The sequence below is a fragment of the Streptomyces chartreusis NRRL 3882 genome, from assembly GCF_900236475.1.
GTDB lineage: Bacteria > Actinomycetota > Actinomycetes > Streptomycetales > Streptomycetaceae > Streptomyces > Streptomyces chartreusis_D.
Genome location: NZ_LT963352.1, coordinates 1,014,925 through 1,041,231, shown reverse-complemented (window position 1 = coordinate 1,041,231; position 26,307 = coordinate 1,014,925). Strand labels below are relative to the sequence as shown.

Here is a 26,307-nt window from a genome sequence, read left to right as displayed (position 1 = left end):
GGTGCTGCTGAGGCGCCGGTCAGCGCATGACCGCCGTCAGCTCACGGGCACCGCGAGGTACTGGTACTCCAGGAACTCGTCGATCCCGACCCGGCCGCCCTCGCGGCCCAGCCCGGACTGCTTGACGCCGCCGAAGGGTGCGGCCGGGTTGGACACGAGGCCCGTGTTCAGCCCCACCATGCCCACCTCCAGCCGCTCGCTCACCCGCAGGGCACGGTCGAGGCCCTCGGTGAAGACGTAGCCGACCAGGCCCCAGGGGGTGTCGTTGGCACGGCGGATCACCTCGTCCTCTTCGTCGAAGGTGAGGATCGCTGCGACCGGGCCGAAGATCTCCGTGTCCATCAGGCGGCTGCCGGGATCGACATCGGCCAGTACGGTCGGCGGGTAGAAGCAGCCGGGGCCTTCGGGTGTACGCCCGCCGACGAGCACGTGCGCCCCGCGCTCCACCGCGTCGGCGACGAGCTCCTCCACCTTGGCGCGTCCCCTCCTGTCGATCAGGGGGCCGACGTCGACGCCGTCCCGGGTGCCCGGACCGACGACCAGCGCGCCCATCCGCTCGGCCAGCCGGCGCCCGAACTCCTCCGCCACCGAGCGGTGCACGAAGAAGCGGTTGGCGGCCGTGCATGCCTCGCCCATGTTGCGCATCTTGGCGACCATCGCGCCGTCGACGGCCTTGTCCAGGTCGGCGTCCTCGAAGACGAGGAACGGCGCGTTGCCGCCCAGCTCCATCGAGGTCCGTACGACCGCCTCCGCGCTCTGGGCGAGGAGCAGCTGTCCGACGGCCGTGGAGCCGGTGAAGGAAAGCTTGCGGATCCGCCCGCCGCGCAGGAGCGGTTCGCAGACCTCTCCGGCGCGGGAGGTGGTGACGACGTTCAGCACTCCGTCCGGCAGCCCGGCCTCCTTGAGGATCGCGGCGAGGGCGAGGCTGGAGAGCGGGGTCTGCGGGGCCGGCTTGAGGATCATCGTGCAGCCGGCGGCGATCGCCGGGCCGATCTTGCGGGTGCCCATCGCCAGCGGGAAGTTCCACGGGGTGATCAGCAGGCAGGGGCCGACCGGGCGGCGGGAGAGCAGCATGCGGTTGCGGCCGTCCGGCAAGGTGGTGAAGCCGCCGTCGATACGGACGGCCTCCTCGGAGAACCAGCGGAAGAACTCGGCCGCGTAGGCCACCTCTCCCCTGGCCTCGGCGAGCGGCTTGCCCATCTCGGACGTCATCAGGTGGGCAAGCACGTCGGTGCGCTCGATGATGAGCTCGTGGGCGCGGCGCAGGATCTCGCTGCGCGCCCGGGGCGCCGTACGCGCCCACGCCTCCTGCGCCTGCACGGCCGCTTCCTCGGCGAGCTTGGCGTCCTTGGGACCCGCGTCGGCGACATGGCAGAGGACCTCGCCGGTCGCCGGGTCGTCGACGGGCATGGTGGCGCCGTCCGAGGCGTCCACCCAGGCGCCGCCGATGAACAACTGCGTGGGCGTGTCGGTCATGAGTTGTCTCCTGGTTGTCCGGGTCGGTCGGCAGCGGGATCGAGCAGTTCCGCGAGGTGCAGGGCGCGGATGCCCCGGTCTCCGGCGAGGTGGTCGATCTGGGTGGCACAGCTGAAGCCGTCGGCCACGACGACGGCCGGTGTGCGCGGGTCGATGTCGTCGAGGCGTGGCTTCAAGGCCAGGTCGGCGACGGCCATCGAGGTGTCGTAGTGCTGTTCCTCGAAGCCGAAGTTGCCGGCGAGTCCGCAGCAGCCCTCGGCCTCGTCGACCTGCGCCACACCGAGGCGGCCGAGCAGGTCGCGCGGGTGGCGGCCCTTGAAGGTGGCGTACTCGTGGCAGTGGGTCTGCAGCACGACGCTGTCCGGCAGTGTTGGGGGCGCCCAGCCGGGGACCGCGAGGTCGGTCAGGGCTCCGGTGAGGGTGTGGACGCGGGCCGCGACGCGCCGGGCGGCGTCGGTGCCGAGGAGCTCGGGCACGTCACGCTTGAGCGCCGCGGCGCAGCTGGGTTCGGCCACGACGATGGGCCGGTCGTCGCCGTTGTCAAGGCGGGCGACGGTGCGGGCCATGATGCGGCGCGCGAGTGACAGTTGTCCGGTGCTCACCCATGTCAGGCCACAGCACAAGTCGTCCTCCGCCGCGCAGGGGATGCCGGCGTCGGCGAGCACGCGGCTCGCGGCCCCGGCCACCTGGGGGCGGAAGGCGCGGGTGAAGCTGTCCACGAAGAGCAGCGTCTTCGCCGGTTGGCCGGTCCTGGCCGCGCGCAGTGCCCGGCGCAGCGCACGCCGGGAGGCGAAGGCGGGGATGCGGCGCTTCGTGGTCACGCCGCCCAGGCGCGCGAGCAGCTTCCCGACAGGTCCGCGCAGCAGCGGGTTCACCGGGCGGGCCGCGTACCCGACGAGCTTGGACGTGAGCGGCAGCCAGCCCAGGGAGTAGTGGGACCGGGGTCTGACTCTGCCCTTGTAGTGCTGGTGCAGGAACTCGGCCTTGTACGTGGCCATGTCGACGCCGACCGGGCAGTCGCTGGAGCAGGCCTTGCAGGACAGGCACAGGTCGAGGGCGTCACGCACCTCCGTGGAGCGCCAGCCGTCCTGGACGGTTCCGCCCCGCACCATCTCCTGGAGCAGCCGGGCCCGGCCCCGCGTGGAGTCCTTCTCTTCGCCCGTGGCCCGGTAGCTGGGACACATCACGCCGCCCGCGTCGCTGCGGCAGCGGCCGACCCCGACACAGCGGCGCACCGCGCCCGCGAAGCCGTCGTCGTCGTGGGGAAAGGTGAACGTCGTGTCCAGGAATGGGAGTTCACGCAGGGCGAGGTCGGCGTCGAGGTGTGCCGGGTCGACGATCACGCCGGGGTTGAGCAGCCCCTCCGGGTCGAAGATCTCCTTGAAGGCGGCGAACGCCCGGATCATCCGGTGGCTGTACATGACCTCCAGCAGTTCGCCGCGGGCCCGCCCGTCGCCGTGTTCGCCCGAGAGGGTGCCGCCGTGCTCCACGACCAGGGTGGCGGCCTCGGAGAGGAACCGCCGGGTGGCGGTTCGGCCCGCGTCCGTGGCGAGGTCGAAGTCGATGCGTACGTGGACGCAGCCCGCGCCGAAGTGGCCGTACAGCACGCCAGTCAGACCGTGTGCGGCCAGCAGCTTGCGGAAGTCACGCAGGTAGGCGGCCAGGTCCTCGGGCGCGACGGCCGCGTCCTCCCAGCCGGGCCAGGACTCCCCGCCGTCGACCAGGCGGGCGGCGAGCCCTGCCCCGTCCTCACGCACCCGCCACAGCGAGCGCCGTTCGGCCGGGCTGTGCACGACCCGCCCGCCGGTCATCCGGCCCTGTGCCTTGAGCGCGTCCAGCAGTTCGCCGGCGCGGGCGTCGACGACCGCCTGGTCGTCGCCGTCGAGTTCGACGTACAGCCAGGCACGGCCCGCGGGGAGACCGGTGACGGAGTCCGGACCACGCCGGGCCCGCATGGTGGCGACGATCGCCTCGTCCATGCCCTCCACGGCGGTGGGGTTCCAACGCAGGATCTCGGGGACGTCCTCGGCGGCGTCGACCACGTCGTCGTAGCCGAGCGTCAGCAAGGTGGAAGACTGTGCGGTCGCCACCAGGCGGACCGTCGCTGCGGTGACGACCGCACAGGAGCCCTCGGTGCCCACCAGGGCGCGGGCCACGTCGAAGCCGTGCTCGGGCAGCAGGTGGTGCAGCTGGTAGCCGGAGACCTGGCGCGGTACCCGGCCCAGCTCGGTGCGGACCGGCGCCAGGTTGCCGTCGATCAGGCGGCGCAGGTCCGCTTCCAGACCCGCGACACGCTGGACGGCGTCCCGGTCCTCCGGGTCGGCGGCCCGCAGTCCGGTCCGGTCGGCGACGGCCCGCACGCCGTCGGCCGTCACGATCTCCAGCGCCTCGACGTGCCCGCTGGTGCGCCCGTGCCGCACTGACCGGTTGCCGCATGCGTCGTTGCCGATCATGCCGCCGATGGTGCAGCGGTTGTGCGAGGACGGGTCGGGTCCGAAGGTGAGCCCGTGCAGGGCGGTCGCGCTGCGCAGCGCGTCCAGGATCACTCCGGCCTCGACGCGGGCGGTGCGCGCCACCGGGTCGATGTCCAGGATCCGGTTCATGTACCGGGAGAGGTCCAGGACGACACCGGGCCCGACGGCGTTGCCCGCCATGCTGGTGCCGCCGCCTCGCGCGGTGACGGGGACGCGCGTCTCGCGGCAGGCCCGCAGCACCGCGACGACGTCGTCGGCGCTGCGGGGGAAGACCACGGCCCTCGGCGGGACCCGGTAGTTGGAGGCGTCGTAGGCGTAGAGGCCGGTGGATCCGGGGCCGGTCTCCACCCGCAGGCCGGGAGCGGTCTCGGCAAGCCGCGAGGCCAGCGACTCCAGGGCCGTGGTGGTGTCCGTCATCGCCGTGCCGCTCCCGATGTGCCGGCGTCGACCGCGGTCGCCCATGCCTGGAGGCCCTCGTCCACCGCCGTCTTGTCGATGGCCCGCTGGATCGGCGTCCCGTTCATGTCGAACGTGACGAACCTCGGCTTGCTCTCGAACTCCATGGGTCTCTCCAGTTGCCGATCGGTCAGGCTGTCACAGACGGTTCTTCGCGACCTCGGCGAAGGTTTCCAGGAATCGGGTCACATCGGCGGAGTCGAAGGCCAGCGGCGGGCGGATCTTCAGGGTGTTCGCCGACTTGCCCGTGCCGTTGATGAGGATCCGGCGATCGCGCATGTCGTTGATGACGTCTTCGGTCAGCAGCCGGTCCGGTTCAAGAGTTTCGCGGTCCTTCACGATCTCCACGCCGACATACAGACCGGCGCCGCGGACTTCGGCGACGTACGGGGAATCCTTGGTGATCTCCCGCAGCCCCGCGCGCAGAGCGTTGCCGCTCTCCAGGACGCGCTGCTGCACGTTCTCCTTCTCGAGGACGTCCAGCACCGCGGCGCCGGCGGCCACGGGGATCGAGCTGCCTCCGAAGGTGTTGAAGTAGCGGACGTTGCGTCCGAACTCCTCGCAGACCTCCGGGCGGAAGACCACACCCGAGATCGGCATTCCGTTACCCATCGGCTTGCCCATGGTGACGATGTCCGGCAGCACACCATGCCGGCTGAAGCCCCACATCGACTCCCCGAGCCGGGCGAATCCCGACTGGACCTCGTCCGCGATGTAGACACCGCCGGCCGCGTGCACCTCCTCCACCACGCCCTGCATGTAGTCGACCGGGTCGGTGAAGATGCCGTCGCTGGTATAGGCGCAGTCGGTGATCAGCGCCGCCAGGCGGTAGCCGTGGCGCTCCAGGTCGGCGATCGCGCCGCGCACCTGCTGCCGCATGTGCTCGGCGAGCGTGGTTCCCGGCACGGCGAGGCGCGGGTCCGGCGGATCGATGAGCCGGACGTTCGGGCCCAGCGGTGATCCCGCACCCAGGTGCGGTGAGAAGCTCGCCACCTCCCGGGTGATGCCGTGGTAGGCCCAGCGGGTGACGATGATGCCCTCGCCGCCGGTGTGGAATCGCGCCACCCGTACCGCCAGGTCGTTCGCCTCCGACCCGCTGCACGCGATGCTCAGCTTGGACAGCTCCTCGGGGAACGTCGAAAGCAGCCGCTCCGCGTAGTCGACCAGGGCTTCCTGGACGTAGCGCGTGTTGGTGTTGACCATCGCCATCTGGCGGGCGACGGCCTCGGCCACGTGGGGGTGGGCGTGCCCGACGCACGGGACGTTGTTGTACGCGTCCAGGTAGTCGTTGCCGTCACGGTCGATCAGGTGGGCCCCGTGACCGGAGACGAACTCGACCGGCTCCTTGTAGATGAGTGTGTAGCCAGGGCCCAGCACCTTGTTCCGGCGCTGGATGGTCTCTCGGAGGTGTTCGGGGAGCTCGCCCAGTACCCCGGGGTCGAACCGGTTGGGGTAGTGGGCTATCGCCCGACTCAGCGTCGAAGTCATCGGCAGGCACACCTCTGGTCTCGTCCGGGGTTGATCGCTGAAATCTTGTCGATTGTCGACGATAAGAACATTGTCGACAACTGTCAACAGGCCCGAACTTCCCTCATGCCCACTCTGCGGAACCCTCGAAAAGGGCCTGACCCACGCGCCGCGCGTTCACCGCGGACGGCACTGGCAAGGAGAGAGCGGCGACATGAAGTTCACCCCCTACTGGCTCGACACCGCTCCCCAGGGTCCGCACTGACCCGCGTCAGGCCGGCTCCATCACGCCGGTGAGCGGCCGTGGTCCTTGCGCACGGTGTGCAGGCAGACGTCGACGCCAGAGGCGGCACCGGTACAGGTCAGGATGGGGTCGTCGTCGATGAAGAGCGCAGCCGAGTCGAGGGCGACGTACGGGAACATTGAGGAACGGCTGGTGCCCGAGTCGGCCGATAGCGTCCAGCGCCTCCACATGCCCATCGGTCCACCCGTCACGCACCGACCGGTTCCCGCACGCGTCATCACCGATCATGTCGCCCGGCGTACGGCGGCTGTGCCTCGACAAACCCGGATCGAAGTCGGCCCGCGCAGCGCGGTCGTGCTCCGCGGCGCATCCAGCAGCACACGGGCCTCGTCCTGCGCCGTGCGCGCCTCGGCTTCCATGTCCTGGGACCCGGCCCTGCACCGGGAGCAACCCAGGACCGCACTCGGCCTGCCCGCATCACCCGCCGTGCTCGAGCCACCGCCCGGGGCCGTGACCGGCACACCACCCTCACGGCAGCACAGCAGTTGATGGCGTTGTAGCTGTAAGGAGCCCGTCGATCCCGGGCCGCTGCTCTCTCCTGCCAGTGCCGTCCGCTGTGAACCCGCGGCGCGCGGGTCAGGCCCTTCTCGAGGGTTCCGCAGAGTGGGCATGAGGGAAGTTCGGGCCCGTTGACAGTGGTCGACAATATTCTTATCGTCGACAATCGACAAGTCGCAGGCCTGGCTCCTCCGATAGGGACTGACCGTGAACACCTCACCAGCTACGAACCACGCTCAGCGGCTCCTCGAGGAGAGCGGCCTGACGTCGTCCCACGAGCCCATCGACGTGCTGCTGGTGAGCAATCTCCTTGACGAGCGCTACCGCCTCACCGGGCGCTTGGGGCGACTGGCGACCGAGAAGGACGACACGTTCAGGCTCAGTACCGACTCGGGCAACTACCTCGTGAAGGTCTCACCACCTGACGAGGCGGAGGCGGTCGTCGCCCTCCAGACCGCAGCGATGCGCTACCTCGAAACCACCGCTGCGCACCTGCCCGTCCAGCGGGTGAAGCTGACCGCCGACGCGGACGACCATGTCACGATCAGGCTGAACGACGGCAGGACCCGCATCCTGCGCGTGTTCCACTTCGTCGAAGGCCAGGTCCTGGCAGATGCGAACCCGGACGCGGAGCGGCTCTCCCAGGCGGGCGAGATGCTGGGGCTGATCGACGTGGCGCTCAGGCCGTTCACGCACCCGGCGGACCGACGAGGTCTGGCATGGGACATCCGCCATTTCCACCAGATGACCGAACTGGTCGAGCACACGCCCAGCCCCGGGCACCGACAGTTGGCCCAATCGGTCTTCCGGCTCTTCGGCGAAAACGTCGTCCCGAGGCTGAATGATCTCGAAACCCAAGTGATCCACGGTGACTTCAGCCCTTACAACATCGTGGTCGATCCACGGAGCGATCACTTCGTCACCGGCGTCATCGACTTCGGCGACACGGTGCGCAGTGCGGCGATCTTCGACCCCGCCGTTCCCATGGCGAACCTGCTCGGCCGGACGCCGGACCATCCCTGGCGGGACGCCTGCGCCTTCGCCGCCGGCTACCAACTGAAGCGGCCGATCCAGGCCTCGGAACTCCCGCTGCTCCCGATCGCCGCGTTGGCACGGCTCACACTGCGTGCGCTGATCACGAACTGGCGCGCGGAGCGCGCACCCGAACGGCGCGAGTACCTCCTAGGTCACGCCAAGGACGACTGGATCAATGTCGAGCGTTCCTTGACCGTGAGCCTGGACGACGTCGACGCGCACCTCAGGGAAGCCCGTCACGGGCATTCCTGAAGGCCAGTCCCGAACACGGGAAGTTACTCCCAGGGTAAAGACAGGAGCATCCTCATGGCCATTCCCTCCAGTTCCGGCCGGAATGTGTTTCGTTTGACTGCTACGGCGTGATGAGTACCGTGCCGGGCTGTTCGACACGCCGGAGTCCTCCACCCAGAAGCTGCTAGGCATCATCCCGCGGACCACGAGCCAGTGGCTGGCCGACATGGGACTGGCAGCCTGCCACCTGTCCCGAGCCGTCGACCGCCCGCGCCGAGACCCGCTCGCGCGCCGTGCGGCGCTCAACGCGCACGCGCCGCTGTGCACTTCGGTGAGCAGGCGAATGTCGTCAATGCGGCCGGTGAACTGCTCATCGAGGTGCAGGCGAGAACGGACGGCAAGCTCGCACCACGAGGGCATCGGAGGGATTCAGCACCCGCGCCCCTCGATCATTTCAGGCAGAACCAAAAAGGAGGCAGCGTGAACCGGCTTCAACGAGCACTCGACACCCTGGTCGAGCGAATCGACACTCCCGCGCCGATCGTGCTGGTCGATGTCATGCAGGACAACATCGACCGCATGCAGGCCTTCGCCGACCAGCACAACCTCGATGTCAGGCCGCACGTCAAGACGCACAAGTGTGTGGAGATCGGGCGGCGCCAGGTCGAGGCCGGGGCGGTCGGAATCACCGCGGGCAATGTCGGTGAGGCCGAGGTCTTCGCCGCGGCGGGATTCGACGACATCTTCCTCGCCTACCCCATCTGGCCCGCGGGAACGAAGGGCCCGCGCATCCGCCGGCTCGCCGAGTCCGCCCGGCTGCGGGTCGGCGTCGACAACGTCGCGGCGATCGAGGCCCTCGCCGACGCGATGGGAGACGAACCGGACCGACTGCAGGTCATGGTCGAGGTCGACTGCGGCGCCCGTCGTTCCGGGGCCCCGCCCGAGCTTGCGGGCGACCTCGCACTCGCCGCCCGCAAGCGCGGCCTGGTGCCGGTGGGCGTCTTCACGTATCCAGGTCACGGCAGTTCCGGCCGGGACGCTCGCGAGCGCGCCGCGCAGGACCAGGATGCCGCGCTCACCACCGCCGTACGCAGCCTCGCCGGCGTCGGCATCACCGCAGCGGTGGTCAGCGCCGGTTCCACGCCCACCGTCGAGTTCGCCACCAGCAGCGTGATCACCGAGATCCGTCCCGGCGAGTACGTCTTCTGCGACCTGAACAACACCCGGCTCGGCGCCTGCACCGATGATCAGATCGCGCTGTTCGTCGCTGCCACCGTGGTCAGCGACTGGGTCCCCGACCAGCTCATCCTCGATGCGGGCACCAAGGCCCTCAGCCGCGAAGGCAGCCCCGAACTCGGCTACGGAGGCGTCGCCGGCACGAAGGCCGTCCTGTCCAAGCTCAACGAGTACCACGGATTCCTCCCGCTGCCGGACGGCGACTTCCGCCCCAGCGTGGGCACCGTCATACCGGTGGTGCCGAACCACGTATGCCCGGTCGTCATCAATTTCGAGGAACTGATCGTCACCGACAGCACGGGCACGTCGCTGCAGCGGTGGCCGGTCGACGCCCGCGGATTCCTCAACTGACCGGCCCGGGACGGCACCCCCTGGTTGAGCCCGCGACCCGACCGAGGGACACCGGTTGGGCAGGGCCGGCGTCCGCGGGCCGCTGAATCCTCGCACCGCCGCCGCGGTGGATGGGGTGGCAGTACCGCTGTCTGACCGCGTTGTCGGAAAGGATCTCGGCCACCAAGCCTTGCCTCGCCGAATGCACTGGAGCACGCTACGGGTGGCCGGCCAGACCTGGCTGAGCCGACTGCGCGTCTCACCCGCTCGTCCGTCGACGAGGGTCATCCTCGGCAGCGCACTGGTGATTCGGCGTCAGTCGGGCGGAGATGGTGTGTGCTGGAGCGGAGTTCCTTGAGCCGTACGACCTGTTTGCGTAGCCCGGTCGCGGCGTCGGTGTGCTCGGGCTTTGACCTTGGCGTAGAACTCGTTCTTCAGTTCGAGGTTTCGCTGGGTGAGGGCGTTGCGGGGGACGTCGGCCTCTATGACGAGGGCCACGATGGTCAGGGCCCCGTTGGAGCGGCGAGCAGCTTCTCGCGCGCTGTCGCCCGCCTGGGACGCTCTGCCGCCGTTCCGGTTTCGCTCATGCCCCTGCCCCTTATAGCCGCATCAGCCCTCTCTCAGTCCGCCAGCCGCTGAGCAGCGACAGCAGGGGTGTCGCCCCCGACATGGGTCACGTGGTGGGGCGCAGTTGGAGGTTGTGGTAGCGGATCTCCTCGTACTCCTCGAGTCCTTCGCTGCTGCCCTCGTGTCCGAGGCCGGACTGCTTGATGCCGCCGAACGGTGCGGCCGGTTGGAGGGGACGCCCTGGTTGATGCCGACCAGGCCGGTGGCGAGTTGGTCGGCCACGTTGAAGGCGCGGTCGAGGTTCTCGGTGAAGACGTAGCCGGCCAGGCCGTGCTCGGTGTCGTTGGCGCGGGCTATGGCCTCGTCCTGGTGGGAGAAGCGCTGGATGACGGCGACCGGTCCGAAGATCTCGGTGCGGGCGAGGTCGGCGTCGGCCGGTACGTGGTCATCTTGGCGGCGAACGCCCCGTCGACCGCCCGTTCCAGGTCGGCGTCGTCGAAGACCAGCAGCGGGGCGTTGCCGCCCAGTTCCATGGAGCTCTTCAGCACGTTGTCCGCCGCAGATGCAGGAGGACCTTGCCGACCGCGGTCGAGCCGGTGAAGGACACCTTGCGCACCCGCGGATCGGACAGCACGGCGGTGCTGAAGGCGGGGGCGTCCGTGGTGGTCACGACCTGCACCAGGTCTTCGGGGACACCGGCCGCGATGGCGAGCTGGACCGCGAAGATCGTGGTCAAGGGCGGGTCTGATGACGACGGGGCAGCCGGATGCCAGCGCGGGGGCGATCTTGCGGGTGGCCATGGCGAGGGGGATGTTCCACGGGTGATGAGGACCGACAGCCCCACCGGCGCGCGCCGGGTGAACAGACGGGCCCCGCCGACCGGGGCGTCGCGGATTTTCCGGCCGGGCGTACCGCTTCCTCCGCGTACCAGCGGACGAAGTCCGCCCCCTAGGAGACCTCTGCGCGGGCCTCGGCGAGCGGCTTGCCCATCTCGCGGGTGATGAGCAGGGCGATCATCTCGGCGTTGCTGAGCATCAGCTCGTACCAGGTGCGAAGAATGTCGGCGCGGTGCCGGGTGGTGGTGGCGGCCCAGGAACGGCCGGCCTCGTCGGCGCGGGCGACGGCGGCGAGGGCCTGCTGGACGTCGAAGTCGGGAACCCGGGCGATCGTCTGACCGGTGGCCGGATCGTGCACGTCGAAGGTGCGGGTCACGCCCGGCACGGCGAGATCGAGCTTGGCCAGAACCTTCTCGGAGTCGGCCAGGGCGGTCGGATCGGCGTCGGGAGGGTGCGCATAGTGATCACTTCGCTTCCTGGACGGAGAGGACGGTGCCGATGACGGCCACGAGCTGGCGGATCTCGTCGTCGGTGGTGACGAACGGCAGGCTGATCTGCACGGCGTTGCCGCCCCGGTCAGAGACGTGCGGGCGACGCAGGTTGCGGTGGAGCGCGGAGTGGATCGGGTTCTTCGCGCGAGTGCACCCACGCATCAGATGAACGCGCCACATACGGAGCGATCCAGGCCCTTGGCCGAAGCCGTCACCGGACTCGGCTACCAGGCCGCCCCGGCCTCTGGGGCGGCCATTCGCATCCACATCGGCCCGGTCTCCGCGCGGCCTGGCCCACTGGTCACAGCACCGCCCCCACCCCGGCCAAGGTCCACAAGCTCACCGAAGACGACGGCTTTGACTGGAGCAAAAGCCGGGCCGGACGCGCTACCGAACCGCTGCCGCAGGTCGGTGCCCTGCTACAGCACCCTTTCGAGGAACGCCTGGGTTCGCTTCTCACGGGGATTGCCCAGCACTTCCCGGGCGTCGCCGCGCTCCACCGCGATGCCGCCGTCCATGAACAGCACCTCGTCGGCGACCTCTCGGGCGAAGCCCATCTCGTGGGTGACGAGCAGCATGGTCATGCCGTTGCCGGCGAGGTCGCGCATGACGGCGAGTACTTCGCCCACGCGTTCGGGGTCCAGGGCGCTGGTGGGTTCGTCGAACAGCATGATGGTGGGTTCCATCGCCAGGGCGCGGGCGATGGCCACCCGTTGCTGCTGGCCGCCGGAGAGCTGGGCGGGGTACTTGTGGCCGCACCCCTCCAGGCCCACCTTGGCCAGCAGTTCTCGCGCCTGTTCCCGGGATGCCGCGCGGTCCTTCTTCTTCACCAGCACCGGTCCGGACATGACATTGCTCTCGGCGGTCATGTTGGGGAACAGGTTGAACTGCTGGAACACCATGCCGATGCGGGCGCGCTGTTCGGCCAGCCGCTTGGGGCGCACGGCGTGGTAGGCGTCGTCCTTCTCGACGTAGCCGAAGTCCTCGCCGTTGACCCGCAGGACACCGCGGTCGACGGTCTCCAGTCCGTTGATGCACCGCAGCAGTGTCGATTTCCCGGATCCGCTGGGCCCGATGATGCAGGAGATCTCCCCTGCCGCGACGGTCAGGTCGATGTCACGCAGGACCTGGTGACGTCCGAAGCTCTTGCACAGCTTGCGTGCGACGATCGTTCCGTCGGCGTTCACAGCAGGGACTCCCTCGTGGTGGGAACGGGCTGGCCGGCCCCCGGCTCGGCCGAGGTCGCGGCCGGGGTCAGCCGCGTCCTGGTCGAGCGGGAGAAACGGCGCTCGATCATGGACTGCGGCACGCTCAGCACCAGCGTCATGACCAGGTACCAGAGGCTGGCCACGATCAGCAGCGGAATCGTCTGGTAGTTGCGGGCGTAGATCGACTGTGCGCTGTTCAGCAGGTCGGCGACGCCGAGCACGCTCACCAGCGAGGTCTCCTTGAGCATGCCGATCACCTGGTTGCCGGTGGCCGGAATGACAGCCGGCATGGTCTGCGGGATGATCACGTGCCGGAGCTTGGTGAACCCCGACATGCCCAGGGACTCCGCGGCCTCGTGCTGTCCGCGGCTGACCGAGGCGAACCCGCCACGGATGATCTCCGACATGTACGCGGCCTGGTTCAGCGTCAGCCCGACCACGGCCGCGGTCATCGGCGTCATGATCGCGTTCACGTTCACCGGCGTGGAGATGTCGGTGAACGGGATGCCGATCGAGATGTTCGGGTACAGCGCCGCGATGTTGAACCAGAAGATCAGCTGCACGAGCACCGGGGTACCGCGGAAGAAGGTGATGTAGAGCTGGGCCAGCCCGGAGATGGGCCGCTGGTGCGACATGCACATCACGGCCAGCACCAGCCCGAGCAGTGTGCCCAGAGCCATGCTGACCACGGTGAGAAGGAGCGTGATCAGCAGGCCGTTGAGGATCGTTTCAGTGGTGAAGTAGCTGAACACCACCGGCCAGCGATAGTTCTCATTCGTCACCGCGGTCCACACCAGACCGGCGACGATCGCGATCGCGACGGCCCAGGCCACGTAGTCGCGCGGACGCTTCGGCGTGATCCGCTTCTTTTCTTCGGCCAGCAGTTGTGACACCGGTCGGCTCCTGGTCGTCGTCTCGAGCACGTCCATCGGTATCTCAGTCCTGCGGGACGGCCATGGCCGCGGTCTTGATCCCGAGGTCATCGAAACCCCAGCGGCCCAGCGCCTCGGCGTACTTGGGGCTGTCGATGATCGACTGGATGGCAGCCTGCACCGCGGGAGTCAGCGGCGAGTCCTTCTTCAGCGCGACGGCCACGGTCTTGGTGGCCACCAAAGGCTTGAGGACCTCGAACGTCTTCGGCTGCTGCGTGGCCGCCCACTGAAGCCCGGTGAAGTCGTACATCACCGCGTCGATCCTCTTGGAGACCAGCTGGGTCAGAGCGTCGTTCACGCTGGGCAGGGTCACCGCCTTGATGGCCGGCTTGCCCTTGCTCGTACAGTCCTGCTTGGACAACTGGGGCAGCCACTGCAGCTCCGCGGTGCTGCCGGACTGGACGGCGACTCGGTGCCCGCACAGGGTGTGGGTGGTCAGCTTCTGCGGATTTCCGTAGGGGACGGACACGCCGGTGCCGGCCTTGAAGTAGTCGACCATGTCGAGCACCTTCAGCCGGTCCTTGGTGGCGCCCATGGTGGACGCCGTGAAGTCGTACCGATTGGCCTGCAGTCCGGTGATGATGGTGTCGAACTTGATGTTGTTGATCTGCAGCTTCAGGCCGAGCTTGGCGGCGATCAGCCGGGCCATGTCCGGGTTGAACCCGATCGGGGTCTTGTTGTCCGATGCCATGAACGTGGTGGGCGGGCTGGTCAGGTCCATGGCCGCCGAGAGCGTGCCCTTGGCCTTCACCGCCGCGGGCAGCAGCTTCACCGCCTTCGCGTCCGGCTTCACACCGACCGAGATGTCGTCGGTGTGCTCGGCCGACGAGCCGGATCCCCCGCCCTGCTTCGTGCTCTTCGCCCCCACGTTCTGCCCGGTGCCGCTCGCCCCGCACGCGGCGAGCGCGAGCGCCAGGGCCGACGTGACGATCGTGACGCTCACGTTTCTGCTGACTCGCATGGGTCTGCTCCTTACTCAAAGGGAAGGGCGCTGGGAGCGCTCAGATCCCGGTGGGTGGTGTTTCGAACTGGCTGGGAATGGTCAGGAACCCGTCGGACTGGGCGTTGGGCCTTGTGGGGTGCCGGATGGGACCCGCTCATCGCTGCGACCGGTCCCGCGGTTCGCGACCTTCACGTACGACAGAAGCGGAAGGCTCAGAAGGCGGTGTATCCGCCGTCAACCGGGAGAACCGCTCCGGTGATGTACGACGACTCTGATGATGCGAAGAAGAGGACCGCGTCGGCGACCTCTTCAGGGGTGGCGAGGCGTTGCAGCGGGATTTGCCCCTCGCGCTCGCGGCGGTAGGCCTCGGGATCGGCGCTGCGCTGGATAGCTGCTTCGATGACCGGGGTGGCGGTCAGGCCAGGAGCGACGACGTTGACGCGGATGTTGCGGGGAGCCCATTCGATCGCTGCGCCCTTGGCGAGCATGATGAGGCCTCCCTTGGCGGCGGAGTACAGGACTTCCCCGGGCTTGCCGACCATGCCGAGCCGTGAACCAATACAGACGAACGAGCCACCTTCGGAAGGCATCAGCGGCGCGAAGTGCTTCATCACGAGGAACGCGCTGAGCAGGTTGCTGTCGAGCACATTCTTCGCGTCGGCGGAGGCCATCTCGGTGAGCGGACTGCTGGCCTGCAGGCCGTGGTTGAGGACGACGACGTCGACGGCGCCGAGGGACTCGGCAGCCTGCTTGGCCAGGTCCTCGACGAACGCCTCGTCATTGAGGTCTCCAGGGACGTACAGGTCGTCGGGCTCAACGCTGTCGAGCCGCTCCCTGCGACCGGTGAGCAGCAGCCGCGCGCCCTCACGGCGGAAGTGGGAACTCACCGCCTGCCCGATGCCACTGCTGGCGCCGGTCACCAGGGCCGCGACGTTCTTGAGTCTCATGTCAGGTATTCCTTCACGGGGGGCGGTCGATTCGCGCTCGGCCAGGGGGGAGTCGTCCCGGGGCCGGTCAGCCGAGGAATCCGCGGGCGTCGACCGGCCACCGCTGCAGCGACGTGCCCGCGCTGTCGGTGACGAGCAGGTCCTCGAAATCGGGGACGCCCGGGCATACGTGGTTTTGCACCACCGGCACCACCCGCACCACGGTGGCGACGCCGAGGCGGAACTCGCCGACCTGCAGCGGGAGGAGGCTTGTCCAGGAACGCCTGTTCCCGCGTCGAGGATGACCTGATCGGGAACCCAATCGCTGCCCACGGTGGCAGTGACCAACAGCGACTCGTATGTAGCTCGATCATCTCTGCCCGGCTCTCCTTCTGAGGAACAGGATGGGCGGAATGCCGTGTGGTGGCTCAAACTAACCGTCAGATTGTCGTATGTCGACCATCGGACGACCTGTTCTCGCTGCCGCGTGGTGGCTCAAGATAGCCGTCAGATAGTCGTTTGTCGACCATCTTGGCAGTCGTCCCTACTGACCTGCGCTTGTTCTGCAAGTCGGGCGGGGGCAAGGCGCCCTCGGGCGGCCGACCCGGACTGGCGATGCCGTCTTGTCCTCCGGAGGCCGCCCGCCGTTGCGCCACCTCACCCATCCTCCTGGGCGACTACAAGACCGACCCGGAGGCCGAACTGGAGCGGCCCACCCGCATCTCCCTCATCGACACCGAGACCGCGAAACTGCGCCTGGTCGACCTGGGCACCAGCTACTCCTTCCGCTCCCTTGGCCGCGGCCCTCGTGGCGAGGCCCTCGTCCTCGGCACGAACGGCACCCTCCACGTCATCGATCCCGAGACGGGCAAGGTGGACATGAAGATCCCCGTCGTCGGCGAGTGGCAGGAGCCGCTGGACTGGCAGCAGCCCCGGCCCACCCTCTTCGTCCGCGACCACACCGCGTACGTCTCGGAACCGGGCAAGCGCCCTGCACGCCGTCGACATCGAATCGGGCAAGAAGGTCAAGTCCGTGACCCTGCCGAAGAGCACGAACGAACTCTCCGGCGTCGTCACCGGCCATGATCCTCAGACCTCGGACCTGCTCCTCCTGGACGAACCGACCACCGGCCTGGGCCCCGAAGCGAGGGACCGGATCGCCACCCTGCTGACGGAGCCGGTCGCCGACGTCAGGACCGTCGTCCAGGCCACGCACGACCTGGAAGCCGCACGCTCGGCAGACGCCTGCCTCCTGCTCCGCGAGGGCCGACTGGCGGCGCAGGGAAACCCCGAGCAACTTCTCACCGCCTCAACACTCGCCCAGATCTGGCAAACGGTGTGAGGCGATGATCCTCTTCGTCTTGCCGCAGGTCCGGCAGCGGTGTCCCAAGGCTCTCGCACCGGTGGATCCGCGCCGATGAGAGCCGACGCACCCTTCGAGCGCTCTCCCGCAGCCCCACTGTGCGGCTGCCCGAACGGATGCCGGATCAGCGCTGCAACGGCAGCCAGGCTCTCGTGAAAGTGCAGGCCGAGAGCCTTGTCGTGGGAGTGAACCGATGTTCCTCGACATCTTCGAGTTCGACGCGTGCCCGTGTACAGTGTGGACCGCCTTTGACCTGCAGAAAGCAGGCGGAGAGCCGTCTTCCAGGAGTCCAAAGTGCTGCGTACTCTGTTCAAGTCCAAGATCCACCGCGCCACCGTGACCCAGGCCGACCTGCACTACGTGGGATCGGTGACCATCGACGCCGACCTGCTCGACGCCGCCGACCTGCTGCCCGGCGAGCTCGTGCACATCGTGGACATCACCAACGGCGCCCGGCTGGAGACCTACGTCATCGAGGGCGAGCGCGGGTCCGGCGTCGTCGGGATCAACGGGGCCGCCGCCCATCTCGTCCAGCCCGGCGATCTGGTGATCATCATCAGCTACGCCCAGGTGACGGACGCCGAGGCCCGGGCACTCGCCCCCCGGGTCGTGCACGTGGACCGCGACAACCGGATCGTGGACCTCGGCGCCGACCCGTCCGAGCCGGTACCGGGCTCGGACCAGCAGCGCAGCCCGCAGGCCGTCCGGGCCTGACCGAGGTACAACCGACGTACAGGGGACAGGAGCGTGTCCATGAGGGACCTGGAGATCCGCGACGACCGGGCGGCGGGCCGCCTGGAGGCGCTGTCCGGCGGTGAAGTGGTCGGCCGCATCGAGTACTTCGTCCTCGACAGCCCCGAACGCGCGCTCGTTCCGGTGCACACGATCGTCGAACCGGCCCACGAGGGCCAGGGCATCGCGGGCGCGCTGGCACGAGAGCTCTACGGCATCGCCGCCCGCGAGGACAGCGCCGTCGCCCCGCTCTGCCCCTACGTCGCCAAGTGGGCCGAACGCCACCCCGACGAGGCCCCGCCGGCCGGCCAGGACCTGCTGACGGCGGCGAAGGACTGGCTGGCCGAACACCCCGGCCGTTTCTGATCTCCCGATTCCGGCTCCCGAGCCGGGACACGTGGGTGTCCCGGCTCCGCTCCCGTTACCTCCACCTGGCCCCTCCCCGTCCCGCCCGGGGGTGACTGGGGAAGGAGCCGACGGGTAGGCGGGGGAGTAGTCCAGAGCCGGAGTCGAGCGACTGGCTGGAGGACCTCATGACGAATCCGTATCCCGACCCCGTGCCGCCGGGGCCGACACCGGGCCCCGAGCCCCAGCCCCCGGAGCCGCGCCCCGATCCGGTGCCGAACCCGCAGCCGCCGCCCGGCCCGGAGCCGACCCCGCCGCCCCCGGCCCCGACCCCGCCCCCGGGTCCGACACCGCCGGGGCCGACCCCACCGGGCCCGACCCCGCCGGCACCCCCGGGCCCCGACCCGGTGCCGGGACCCGACCCGTCCCCGATCCCCCCGGGACCGGAACCCGTGCCGAACCCCGAGCCGGGCCCGCCGCTGTCCTGAACCGCGGCACGAGAACGGGGCCGGTGGACAGCCGTCGCAGCTGCCCACCGGCCCCGTGCCGTTCCGTCAGAGCGAAGCGCCTACGCGGAGACCTCCGACCGGTCCCCGCCCCACAGCGTGTGGAACGACCCGTCCCGGTCCACCCTCCGGTAGGTGTGCGCACCGAAGTAGTCCCGCTGACCCTGCGTCAGCGCCGCCGGCAGCCGCTCCGCGCGCAGGGCGTCGTAGTAGGCGAGCGCCGCGGCGAAACCGGGCGTCGGCACGCCCTGGCGGGTCGCGGCGACCAGCACCTCCCGCCAGTCGTCCTGGGCGTCCGCGATCTCCCGCGCGAACGTCGCGTCCGACAGCAGGCTCGGCAGGTCCGGCCGGGCGTCGTAGGCCGCGCGGATACGGTCCAGGAAGGCCGCGCGGATGATGCAACCGCCCCGCCACAGCGCGGACACCGCACCGAGGTCGATGTCCCAGCCGTACTCGCCGCGGGCCGCGTCGATCTCGTGGAACCCCTGCGTGTACGACACGATCTTCGACGCGTACAGCGCCTGTTCCACCCGGTCGGCGAACGCCTGGGCCTCCGCCTCGCCCATCGGCTTGGCCTGCGGGCCGGCCAGCCCGCGCGAGGCCTCCCGCAGCGCCGCGTGCCCCGACAGCGACCGCGCGAAGACCGCCTCGGCGATGCCGGACACCGGCACGCCCAGGTCGAGCGCGATCTGCACGGTCCAGCGGCCGGTGCCCTTCTGCTCGGCCTGGTCCACCACCACGTCCACGAACGGCTTGCCCGTCTCCGCGTCCACGTGCGACAGCACCTCGGCCGTGATCTCGATCAGGTACGAGTCGAGGCGGCCCTGGTTCCAGGTGCGGAAGATCTCCGCGATCTGGGCGGGGGAGTACCCGGCGACGTCGCGCAGCAGCTGGTACGCCTCACCGATGAGCTGCATGTCCGCGTACTCGATGCCGTTGTGCACCATCTTCACGAAGTGCCCGGCACCGTCCGGACCGACGTGCGAGACGCACGGCGAACCGTCGGCCGCCTTCGCCGAGATCTTCTCCAGCATCGGGCCCAGCGACTCGTACGACTCCTTCGGGCCGCCCGGCATGATGCTCGGTCCGTTGAGCGCGCCCTCCTCACCGCCGGAGACGCCCATGCCGACGAAGTGGATGCCCTGCTCGCGCAGGTCGCGCTCCCGGCGCCGGGTGTCCGCGAAGTGCGCGTTGCCGCCGTCGATGATCATGTCGCCGGGCTCCAGCAGCGGGGCGAACTCCTGGATCACCGCGTCCGTCGGCTCACCGGCCTTCACCATCACGACCAGCCGCCGCGGCCGCTCCAGCGCGGCCACGAACTCCTTGGCGGTCTCGCACGCGACGAACTCCCCCTCCCCGCCGAACTCCTCGACCAGGGTGCGCGTGCGCGCGGGCGTCCGGTTGTGCACCGCCACCGTGTAGCCGTTGCGGGCGAAGTTGCGGGCGAGGTTGCGGCCCATGACCGCGAGACCCGTGACGCCGATCTGCGCTGTACTGCTCATTCGGTTGGCTCCTAAAGACCTCGGTATCGGTGCTGCGGATGGTGTCCACCAGCATGCCCCCGCCGACCATCCTGACGTGCAGCCACTCCGTCCGCACGCGCGGGTCGTACGACGTCGCGCAGGCAGATACGCACAAGAGCCCCCGTCGCACTCACCCGACGTACGCGTCCCCGCGCGCGCCGCACGTGCGCACCGGGTGACGTACACGGTGCACCGGCGTGGCGCACGTCGCGCAACAGGGGCCTCATCCCGGCCATTTGGGCAACCGGGCGGCCGATAGCCGCCTTGTCCTGGCCGGTTCGCAGCGCTTACTTTTGCCCCTCCTGACGCATGTCTAGGGGGGCTCTCGATGGCCGTACGCGGCCGGCATCGCCGGTATCAGCCGAACAGGATCAACCGCGCCTCACTCACCGTCACGGCGGGCGGCGCGGGCATGGCGCTCCCGTTCATGGGCGCCGGCACCGCCCAGGCGGCCGACGTGGACACCTGGAACAAGGTCGCCGCCTGCGAGTCGAGCAACGACTGGAACATCAACACCGGCAACGGCTTCTACGGTGGGCTCCAGTTCACCCAGTCCACCTGGGAGGCGTACGGCGGCCGGGCCTACGCGGCGCGCGCGGACCTGGCCACCAAGAACCAGCAGATCGCCGTCGCCGAGAAGGTGCTCGACGGGCAGGGCCCGGGCGCCTGGCCGACCTGCTCCGTACGGGCCGGACTGAGCCGGGGCGGACCCGAGCCCGACATCCGGCCGGCCGCCGAGAGCACGGGGAAGGGCGAGAAGGCAGACCGGAAGACCAGGCCCAGGACCTCCATCGAGGACGTGCGGCCGCAGTCCACGCCGCAGTCCCGGGCGGGCAGCGCCGAGATGTACACGGTGGTGCGCGGCGACACGCTCTCCGGCATCGCCGAGGAGCGGGAGGTGCGGGGCGGCTGGCGAGGTCTGTACACCGCCAACCGCTCGGCCATAGGGGGCGATCCCGACCTCATCGTGCCCGGCCAGCGGCTCGCGCTGCGCGGGGAGGGCGCCACGAAGACGCGGCCCGCGCCCGAGCGGGCCCCGTCGGCCGAGCCGTCGGTGAAGAAGCCGTCGTCGAAGTCCCCGGACCGCGCCGAGGAGCGTGCCAAGGACCGGTCCAAGGGCGAGAGCAAGGAGCGCGCCGCACGGTCCACGACGACCCGGCAGGGCCTGGTCGCCCCTGTCAGCGCATCCCTGGGGACGCCCTACCGCAAGGCGGGCTCGTCCTGGTCGAAGGGCTACCACACCGGCGTCGACTTCCCCGTGCCCACGGGCACGTCCGTCAAGTCGGTCGCCTCGGGCAGCGTCGTCAGCGCGGGGTGGGGCGGTTCGTTCGGCTACCAGGTCGTGATCCGGCACGGCGACGGCCGCTACAGCCAGTACGCCCACCTGTCGGCGATCTCCGTGCGGGACGGGCAGACGGTGAGCGCGGGCCAGCGCATCGGCCGCTCCGGCTCCACCGGAAACAGCTCGGGCCCGCACCTGCACTTCGAGGTGCGGACGGGGCCCGGCTTCGGCTCGGATGTCGACCCCATCGCCTACCTGAGGGCCGGCGGCGTCAGGATCTGATACGCGTGCGGTGCCGGTCCACCGTGGGCATCGGTACGTACGGGATGCCGTAGCAGGCGGCGTAGGAGAGCGGGCGTTCCCCGGAGGACACCGACGGTTCCCCGCTCTCGTGCGCGACGTCCGGTCCGGCCTCGGGTTCACCGGCGGCGGAGACCGCGGGCACCGGCGCGGTCACGGGCACGTCTCCTGACGCAGCCCGGCCGGCCCCGCCACGATCACCGGCCCCGACGCCCATCGGCCGGGGCAGCGCCCCCACGGCGACGGGCGGCGCGCCCACGGTCTCGGGCACCGAACCGCCCAGGGCCCCGGGCAGTGATGCGCCCGGGGACCCGGGCAGCAGCGCACCCACGGGCTCGGGCAGCAGCGCGCCCACCGTCTCGGGCAGCTCGCTTCCGCTTCCGGGCAGGTCGCCCACTGCCCCGACCAATGCGCCCGCGCTCCCGGCCGGTTCCCCGGCCGGCCCTGGCAACATCCCCGTCGTCCCGAGGCCCGTGTCCGCGGGAACCAGCCCCGTCCCGGCGACCTCCAGGCCGGTCCCCGCACGCTCCGGCTGGGCGTGGGTGAGCCGCTCCGTCGTCAGCAGGATCAGGCCGCCCGCCGCCACCACGCCGCAGCTCAGGGCGAGCGCCGTGCCCGTCGAGCCGTAGCGGAAGGTCTCGCCGAACATCGTGATGCCGACGGCGGCCGCCACCACCGGGTTCACGACCGTCAGCGTGGCCAGCGGTGCCGCGAGGCCGGCACCGCGGTAGGAGGCCTGCGACAGCAGCATGCCGGCCGTGGCCAGGACACCGATCACCGCGAGGGACGGCACGTCCGCCGCCGACACACCGCCGGTCCAGTCGACCGCGACGGTCTTGGTGAACACCGAGGACATGCCGAACGCGATACCGGAGGCGGTCGCCAGCAGCATGCTCCGCACCGCCGGGTGCCGGTGCGCGGCCCGGCCGGCGATCATCAGCGCCACGACCACACCGGCGGTGGCCAGGGCCACGGCCACCCGCTCCGCGGCGTCGAGCGACCGCGCGTCGGACGCGGCGACCAGGGACAGCAGACCCGCCAGCCCCACCGTCGCCATGATCGCGCCCCGCCACGCCGTGGCACCCGCCTTGCGACCCACGAACAGCGCCGCCATCGGCAGGGCCACCACGATGGTCAGCGCGCCGAGCGGCTGCACCAGGCTGAGCGGGCCGTACGCCAGCGCCACCACGTGCAGCAGTCCACCGAGACCGTTCAGCGCGACCGCCGCCCACCAGGCCGGCCGCCGCAGCGGCGCGTACTGCTCGCCCGGCGAGGACTCCGCCACCCGCTCCTGCACGATCGCCCCGCCCGCGTAGGCGAACGCGGACACGAGGGACAGCAGGACGGACAACGCGAGGGCGCTCATCGGCTGCTCCTCTGCGTCAGGCGGGGGCGCTCGGCCCGGCGCGGCGAAAGGTCGGCTTTCATGACCAACACCCTGCCGTGTCCAGGTCTTCCCGTCGTCGTCCCTGAGCACTCATTGGGTCCTACTGCCGATGGAGTACGAGGGGAACCCCGTCATCCCCAGGGTGGGCGACGCCGGTCGGGGGTCACCGGGTCGCATCCCTTAGGGGCCTTGGTACTACTGCTCTTCATGGACCTCGACCCCGGCCTTGCCGCGCTCCGCCCGCTCGGCGGCTACTTCGTGCTGCGCACGGGAGAAGCGGCGGCGGGGCCTCTTCCCACTCTCGCACAGGCCTACGCCGCCGCGTCACCGGATGTGTACGGAAATCCCCTGATTTTCCGAGTCGACAAGGTCGCGAACGCCCTGCGCGCGCCGGAGTTGCGTGTCGCGGCGTCCGTGGCCCACCTGGGACTGGCGGCCCGCCTCTGGTCCGTGGCGCTCGGCTGCGCCGCCCTCTACGGCCGTGTCCCCGACCTCGACGCCCGGCTGCTGCACTGGGACGCCGACGCCGCCGCCCCCGACGACCTGTGGCTGCCGGACGTACGACCGCTCCTTGGGGACGCGTCGGCCGTCGCGGACGCCGTCCTGCACGGCCACCTCGAACCCCTCTCGGCGGCCCTGCGCGCCCACTACCGCCTCGCCCCGGGCCTGCTGCGGGGCAACGCCGCCTCCGCGCTGGCGGGCTCCGCCCGGGAACTCGACCGCTGGGCCCGGCGGCACGGCCGTACGGACACCGCCGCCCGGGCCCGTTCCCTGGCCGCGGAACTCCTCGCGCACCCCCTGCTGACCGGCGCCGGAACCCTCACCGGCACCGCCTTCCGGCGCCGCAGCTGCTGCCTGTACTACCGCGTGCCCGGCGGGGGCCTGTGTGGTGACTGTTGCTTCACACGGCCGCCTCGCTCTTCCCCGCGCGCCCCATCTGGGTGACCATGAAAGGGAACGGCCGCTGAGAGCAGGGAGTTGCGGGTGCGCGTCGGACTGCTGACCCGGGAGTACCCGCCGGATGTGTACGGCGGCGCAGGTGTCCACGTGGAGTTCCTGGCCCGGGAGCTCAGACCACTGGTCGACCTGGACGTGCACTGCTGGGGCGAGGGCCGCGCGGACGGCGTGCTGCGCCACCGCCCCTGGTCCACGCTCGACGGCGCCAACGACGCGCTGCGGACCTTCTCCGTCGACCTGGCCATGACCGCCGCCCTCGAAGGCCGCGAGCTGGTCCACACCCACACCTGGTACGCCAACCTCGGCGGCCACCTCGCCAAGATGCTCTACGGCATCCCGCACGTGATGACCGCCCACTCCCTGGAGCCGCTGCGCCCCTGGAAGGCCGAGCAGCTCGGCGGCGGCTACGAGCTGTCGAGCTGGGCCGAGCGCACCGCGATCGAGGCCGCCGACGCGGTGGTCGCCGTGTCGGGTGCCATGCGCGAGGACATCCTCGGCTGCTACCCCGCCCTGGACCCGGAGAAGGTCCACGTCGTGCACAACGGCATCGACACGAGCCTGTACCGGCCCGACCACGGCACGGACGCCCTGGACCGCGTCGGCCTCGACCGCTCCCGTCCGTACGTGCTGTTCGTCGGCCGCATCACCCGCCAGAAGGGCGTGCCCCACCTGCTGCGCGCGGTGCGGGACATCGACCCGGCCGCGCAGGTCGTGCTGTGCGCGGGCGCGCCGGACACGCCGGAGATCGACCAGGAGTTCCGCGAGCTGTTCGGGGAGCTGAGCCGGGTCCGCGACGGCGTGTTCTGGATTCCGAGGATGCTGCCGCGCCCGGAGGTGATCCAGCTCCTCACGCACGCCGCCCTGTTCGTCTGCCCCTCGGTGTACGAGCCGCTCGGCATCGTGAACCTGGAGGCGATGGCCTGCGGCACGCCCGTGGTGGCCTCGGCGGTCGGCGGCATCCCCGAGGTCGTGGACGACGGCAGGACGGGCCTGCTCGTCCCGGCCGGCGACGGCTTCGAGGCGGGACTCGCCCGGGCCATCGACTGCGTACTGGGCGACCCGGAGGCCGCCCGGCGGATGGGCGAGGCCGGGCGGGAACGCGCGGTCGGCGAGTTCGGCTGGGACGCGGTGGCCCGCCGCACGGTCCGGCTCTACGAGGAGATCCTGAAACAGGCTTAGTACGCGCTGCTCAGGGGCAGGCATCGGGAAATCGGCGTGAGGGGAGCGGCCATGCGTCGTGGTGGTCCTTCGGTCCTGGGAATCGTGCTGGCGGGCGGAGAGGGCAAGCGTCTGATGCCCCTGACCGCGGACCGGGCGAAACCCGCGGTGACCTTCGGCGGTACGTACCGCCTGGTCGACTTCGTCCTGTCCAACCTGGTGAACGCCGATGTCCTGCGCATCTGCGTCCTGACGCAGTACAAGTCGCACTCGCTGGACCGGCACATCACCACCACCTGGCGGATGTCCAGCCTGCTCGGCAACTACGTCACCCCCGTGCCCGCCCAGCAGCGCCTCGGCCCCCGCTGGTACCTGGGCAGCGCCGACGCGATCCTCCAGTCGCTGAACCTGATCTACGACGAGCGCCCCGAGTACGTGGCCGTCTTCGGTGCCGACCACGTCTACCGCATGGACCCCCGCCAGATGCTCGCCCAGCACATCGACAGCGGAGCGGGCGTCACGGTGGCCGGGATCCGGGTGCCGCGCGGCGAGTCCTCGGCGTTCGGTGTGATCACGCCGGGTTCGGACGGCCAGACGGTGGAGCGCTTCCTGGAGAAGCCGACGGAGCCGCCCGGCCTGGCGGACGATCCCGAGATGGTCTTCGCCTCCATGGGCAACTACATCTTCACCACGAAGGCCCTCATCGAGGCGCTCCAGCGGGACTCGGAGGACGAGCACTCCGTGCACGACATGGGCGGCTCGATCCTGCCCCAGCTCACCGACCGGGGCGAGGCCGCGCTGTACGACTTCAGCGCCAACCACGTGCCCGGCGAGACCACCCGCGACCAGGGCTACTGGCGGGACGTCGGCACGCTGGACGCCTACTACGAAGCACACATGGACCTGATCGCCGAGCGCCCGGCCTTCAACCTGTACAACCGCAGCTGGCCCATCTACACGCACTCGTACCAGCTCTCGCCGGCCCGCTTCAACGCCGGGGGCATCGCCAGCGAGTCCATCATCAGCGCCGGCTGTCTCATCCGCGGGCAGGTCACGCGGTCCGTGCTGTCGCCGGGCGTGGTGGTCGACCCGGGGGCCGTCGTGCAGGGGTCGGTGCTGCACGACAACGTGCACATCGGCCGGGGCGCGGTGGTGCGCGGCGCCGTGCTGGACAAGAACGTCGAGGTGCCGCCGGGCGCGACGATCGGCGTCAACCCGGAGCGCGACGCGGAGCTGTACACGGTGTCCAAGGGCGGCGTCATCGCCCTCGGAAAGGGACAGCTGGTCACCTGAGTGACGCCTCCCGGGTGACTCTCACGGGGTGCCCGGCGCCGCAACCTGTGC

The 26,307-nt window shown here is 70.2% G+C and carries 21 protein-coding genes and 5 pseudogenes; 10 read left to right on the top strand and 16 right to left on the bottom strand.

All coding sequences use genetic code 11. From position 1 onward, the window contains the following. Nucleotides 1–36 precede the first annotated feature (36 nt). From SCNRRL3882_RS04735 to SCNRRL3882_RS04720, 5 genes and pseudogenes are all read right to left on the bottom strand, one after another. Nucleotides 37–1,476, bottom strand: coding sequence for an NAD-dependent succinate-semialdehyde dehydrogenase (locus tag SCNRRL3882_RS04735; RefSeq protein ID WP_102514742.1), 1,440 nt, complete (start codon nucleotides 1,474–1,476; stop codon nucleotides 37–39). Beyond that, a complete protein-coding gene (locus tag SCNRRL3882_RS04730; protein WP_010049292.1) occupies nucleotides 1,473–4,367 on the bottom strand; it encodes an FAD-binding and (Fe-S)-binding domain-containing protein in 2,895 nt (964 codons plus the stop codon). Before SCNRRL3882_RS04730 ends, SCNRRL3882_RS04735 begins: the two co-directional genes overlap by 4 nt. Continuing rightward, entirely contained in the window at nucleotides 4,364–4,513 is a 150-nt protein-coding gene (locus SCNRRL3882_RS40700; RefSeq protein WP_010049293.1) for a hypothetical protein, read from the bottom strand. Before SCNRRL3882_RS40700 ends, SCNRRL3882_RS04730 begins: the two co-directional genes overlap by 4 nt. Nucleotides 4,514–4,544: 31 nt before the next feature. Continuing rightward, nucleotides 4,545–5,894, bottom strand: a complete 1,350-nt coding sequence (locus SCNRRL3882_RS04725) for an aspartate aminotransferase family protein (protein ID WP_102514741.1) — start codon at nucleotides 5,892–5,894, stop codon at nucleotides 4,545–4,547. Between the two features lie 279 nt (nucleotides 5,895–6,173). Beyond that, nucleotides 6,174–6,296 (bottom strand): annotated as a pseudogene (locus SCNRRL3882_RS04720) (AraC family transcriptional regulator); the annotation flags it as partial. A 667-nt stretch (nucleotides 6,297–6,963) separates the two neighbouring features. Between SCNRRL3882_RS04720 and SCNRRL3882_RS04715 the strand changes: the two are divergent. Together SCNRRL3882_RS04715 and SCNRRL3882_RS04710 are read left to right on the top strand one after the other, a co-directional pair. After that, nucleotides 6,964–7,962, top strand: a complete 999-nt coding sequence (locus SCNRRL3882_RS04715) for a phosphotransferase (RefSeq protein WP_231911097.1) — start codon at nucleotides 6,964–6,966, stop codon at nucleotides 7,960–7,962. Nucleotides 7,963–8,421: 459 nt separating this feature from the next. Continuing rightward, the gene (locus SCNRRL3882_RS04710) at nucleotides 8,422–9,528 is read left to right on the top strand and encodes an alanine racemase (protein WP_102514739.1); all 1,107 of its coding nucleotides are present in this window, start codon (nucleotides 8,422–8,424) and stop codon (nucleotides 9,526–9,528) included. Nucleotides 9,529–10,180: 652 nt separating this feature from the next. Here the strand turns inward: SCNRRL3882_RS04710 and SCNRRL3882_RS41320 are convergent. The 9 genes and pseudogenes from SCNRRL3882_RS41320 to SCNRRL3882_RS04680 all read right to left on the bottom strand — a co-directional run bounded on the left by SCNRRL3882_RS41320 (nucleotide 10,181) and on the right by SCNRRL3882_RS04680 (nucleotide 15,404). After that, nucleotides 10,181–10,461 (bottom strand): annotated as a pseudogene (locus SCNRRL3882_RS41320) (aldehyde dehydrogenase family protein). Beyond that, nucleotides 10,428–10,622 carry an aldehyde dehydrogenase family protein gene (locus tag SCNRRL3882_RS42205; protein ID WP_197709807.1) on the bottom strand — a complete coding sequence of 65 codons (195 nt, stop codon included), beginning with the start codon at nucleotides 10,620–10,622 and terminating at the stop codon, nucleotides 10,428–10,430. The pseudogene SCNRRL3882_RS41320 and the gene SCNRRL3882_RS42205 overlap by 34 nt, the downstream one beginning before the upstream one ends. Next, nucleotides 10,616–10,874 (bottom strand): annotated as a pseudogene (locus tag SCNRRL3882_RS42200) (aldehyde dehydrogenase family protein). The gene SCNRRL3882_RS42205 and the pseudogene SCNRRL3882_RS42200 overlap by 7 nt, the downstream one beginning before the upstream one ends. Before the next feature lie 148 nt (nucleotides 10,875–11,022). Next, the gene (locus tag SCNRRL3882_RS42195; protein WP_197709806.1) at nucleotides 11,023–11,286 is read right to left on the bottom strand and encodes an aldehyde dehydrogenase family protein; all 264 of its coding nucleotides are present in this window, start codon (nucleotides 11,284–11,286) and stop codon (nucleotides 11,023–11,025) included. Nucleotides 11,287–11,374: 88 nt separating this feature from the next. Further along, nucleotides 11,375–11,563, bottom strand: coding sequence for a hypothetical protein (locus SCNRRL3882_RS40980; protein WP_158688397.1), 189 nt, complete (start codon nucleotides 11,561–11,563; stop codon nucleotides 11,375–11,377). A 257-nt stretch (nucleotides 11,564–11,820) separates the two neighbouring features. Further along, nucleotides 11,821–12,588 (bottom strand): amino acid ABC transporter ATP-binding protein, encoded by a 768-nt coding sequence (locus SCNRRL3882_RS04695; protein ID WP_010037367.1) that lies wholly within the window; start codon nucleotides 12,586–12,588, stop codon nucleotides 11,821–11,823. Further along, the gene (locus SCNRRL3882_RS04690; protein ID WP_010037364.1) at nucleotides 12,585–13,538 is read right to left on the bottom strand and encodes an amino acid ABC transporter permease; all 954 of its coding nucleotides are present in this window, start codon (nucleotides 13,536–13,538) and stop codon (nucleotides 12,585–12,587) included. The genes SCNRRL3882_RS04695 and SCNRRL3882_RS04690 overlap by 4 nt, the downstream gene beginning before the upstream one ends. A 7-nt stretch (nucleotides 13,539–13,545) precedes the next feature. Then, complete coding sequence (locus SCNRRL3882_RS04685; RefSeq protein ID WP_010037362.1) at nucleotides 13,546–14,502, bottom strand: ABC transporter substrate-binding protein; 957 nt, start codon at nucleotides 14,500–14,502, stop codon at nucleotides 13,546–13,548. A gap of 194 nt (nucleotides 14,503–14,696) precedes the next feature. Next, the gene (locus tag SCNRRL3882_RS04680) at nucleotides 14,697–15,404 is read right to left on the bottom strand and encodes an SDR family NAD(P)-dependent oxidoreductase (RefSeq protein WP_231911096.1); all 708 of its coding nucleotides are present in this window, start codon (nucleotides 15,402–15,404) and stop codon (nucleotides 14,697–14,699) included. Between the two features lie 663 nt (nucleotides 15,405–16,067). On the opposite strand from SCNRRL3882_RS04680, the pseudogene SCNRRL3882_RS04675 reads away from it, so the two are divergent. The 4 genes and pseudogenes from SCNRRL3882_RS04675 to SCNRRL3882_RS04660 all read left to right on the top strand — a co-directional run. Further along, nucleotides 16,068–16,494 (top strand): annotated as a pseudogene (locus SCNRRL3882_RS04675) (hypothetical protein); the annotation flags it as partial. 6 nt (nucleotides 16,495–16,500) lie between these two features. Next, nucleotides 16,501–16,752 (top strand): annotated as a pseudogene (locus tag SCNRRL3882_RS04670) (ABC transporter ATP-binding protein); the annotation flags it as partial. Nucleotides 16,753–17,067: 315 nt separating this feature from the next. Further along, nucleotides 17,068–17,487 (top strand): aspartate 1-decarboxylase, encoded by a 420-nt coding sequence (gene panD, locus SCNRRL3882_RS04665; RefSeq protein WP_010037349.1) that lies wholly within the window; start codon nucleotides 17,068–17,070, stop codon nucleotides 17,485–17,487. Between the two features lie 39 nt (nucleotides 17,488–17,526). After that, nucleotides 17,527–17,871, top strand: coding sequence for a GNAT family N-acetyltransferase (locus SCNRRL3882_RS04660; protein ID WP_010037347.1), 345 nt, complete (start codon nucleotides 17,527–17,529; stop codon nucleotides 17,869–17,871). Nucleotides 17,872–18,418: 547 nt separating this feature from the next. Here the strand turns inward: SCNRRL3882_RS04660 and gndA are convergent. Continuing rightward, on the bottom strand, nucleotides 18,419–19,858 hold the full coding sequence (gene gndA, locus SCNRRL3882_RS04650) for an NADP-dependent phosphogluconate dehydrogenase (RefSeq protein ID WP_010037346.1): 1,440 nt from the start codon (nucleotides 19,856–19,858) through the stop codon (nucleotides 18,419–18,421). Nucleotides 19,859–20,207: 349 nt separating this feature from the next. Between gndA and SCNRRL3882_RS04645 the strand changes: the two genes are divergently transcribed. Beyond that, nucleotides 20,208–21,443: a transglycosylase family protein gene (locus tag SCNRRL3882_RS04645; protein WP_010037345.1), complete on the top strand. Its 1,236-nt coding sequence runs from the start codon at nucleotides 20,208–20,210 to the stop codon at nucleotides 21,441–21,443. Here SCNRRL3882_RS04645 and SCNRRL3882_RS04640 read toward each other — a convergent pair. Further along, nucleotides 21,433–22,827, bottom strand: a complete 1,395-nt coding sequence (locus SCNRRL3882_RS04640; RefSeq protein WP_010037343.1) for a DMT family transporter — start codon at nucleotides 22,825–22,827, stop codon at nucleotides 21,433–21,435. The genes SCNRRL3882_RS04645 and SCNRRL3882_RS04640 overlap by 11 nt on opposite strands. 228 nt (nucleotides 22,828–23,055) lie before the next feature. On the opposite strand from SCNRRL3882_RS04640, the gene SCNRRL3882_RS04635 reads away from it, so the two are divergent. From SCNRRL3882_RS04635 to glgC, 3 genes are read left to right on the top strand one after another with little or no spacing between them, the layout of a single operon-like run. Further along, on the top strand, nucleotides 23,056–23,793 hold the full coding sequence (locus tag SCNRRL3882_RS04635; RefSeq protein WP_010037341.1) for a (2Fe-2S)-binding protein: 738 nt from the start codon (nucleotides 23,056–23,058) through the stop codon (nucleotides 23,791–23,793). Nucleotides 23,794–23,832: 39 nt separating this feature from the next. Continuing rightward, complete coding sequence (glgA, locus tag SCNRRL3882_RS04630) at nucleotides 23,833–24,984, top strand: glycogen synthase (RefSeq protein WP_010037338.1); 1,152 nt, start codon at nucleotides 23,833–23,835, stop codon at nucleotides 24,982–24,984. Between the two features lie 51 nt (nucleotides 24,985–25,035). Continuing rightward, nucleotides 25,036–26,256, top strand: a complete 1,221-nt coding sequence (gene glgC, locus SCNRRL3882_RS04625) for a glucose-1-phosphate adenylyltransferase (RefSeq protein ID WP_029180985.1) — start codon at nucleotides 25,036–25,038, stop codon at nucleotides 26,254–26,256. Nucleotides 26,257–26,307 lie beyond the last annotated feature (51 nt).

What these genes read in the sequence shown, in the direction of transcription:
- SCNRRL3882_RS40980 (WP_158688397.1), bottom strand. Translation starts at nt 11,563, where the DNA reads ATGCGTGGGTGCACTCGCGCGAAGAACCCGATCCACTCCGCGCTCCAC.
- SCNRRL3882_RS40700 (WP_010049293.1), bottom strand. Translation starts at nt 4,513, where the DNA reads ATGGAGTTCGAGAGCAAGCCGAGGTTCGTCACGTTCGACATGAACGGG.
- SCNRRL3882_RS04735 (WP_102514742.1), bottom strand. Translation starts at nt 1,476, where the DNA reads ATGACCGACACGCCCACGCAGTTGTTCATCGGCGGCGCCTGGGTGGAC.
- SCNRRL3882_RS04645 (WP_010037345.1), top strand. Translation starts at nt 20,208, where the DNA reads ATGGCCGTACGCGGCCGGCATCGCCGGTATCAGCCGAACAGGATCAAC.
- glgC (WP_029180985.1), top strand. Translation starts at nt 25,036, where the DNA reads ATGCGTCGTGGTGGTCCTTCGGTCCTGGGAATCGTGCTGGCGGGCGGA.
- SCNRRL3882_RS04685 (WP_010037362.1), bottom strand. Translation starts at nt 14,502, where the DNA reads ATGCGAGTCAGCAGAAACGTGAGCGTCACGATCGTCACGTCGGCCCTG.
- SCNRRL3882_RS04730 (WP_010049292.1), bottom strand. Translation starts at nt 4,367, where the DNA reads ATGACGGACACCACCACGGCCCTGGAGTCGCTGGCCTCGCGGCTTGCC.
- SCNRRL3882_RS04660 (WP_010037347.1), top strand. Translation starts at nt 17,527, where the DNA reads ATGAGGGACCTGGAGATCCGCGACGACCGGGCGGCGGGCCGCCTGGAG.
- gndA (WP_010037346.1), bottom strand. Translation starts at nt 19,858, where the DNA reads ATGAGCAGTACAGCGCAGATCGGCGTCACGGGTCTCGCGGTCATGGGC.
- SCNRRL3882_RS04725 (WP_102514741.1), bottom strand. Translation starts at nt 5,894, where the DNA reads ATGACTTCGACGCTGAGTCGGGCGATAGCCCACTACCCCAACCGGTTC.
- SCNRRL3882_RS04690 (WP_010037364.1), bottom strand. Translation starts at nt 13,538, where the DNA reads ATGGACGTGCTCGAGACGACGACCAGGAGCCGACCGGTGTCACAACTG.
- SCNRRL3882_RS04640 (WP_010037343.1), bottom strand. Translation starts at nt 22,827, where the DNA reads ATGAGCGCCCTCGCGTTGTCCGTCCTGCTGTCCCTCGTGTCCGCGTTC.
- SCNRRL3882_RS04635 (WP_010037341.1), top strand. Translation starts at nt 23,056, where the DNA reads ATGGACCTCGACCCCGGCCTTGCCGCGCTCCGCCCGCTCGGCGGCTAC.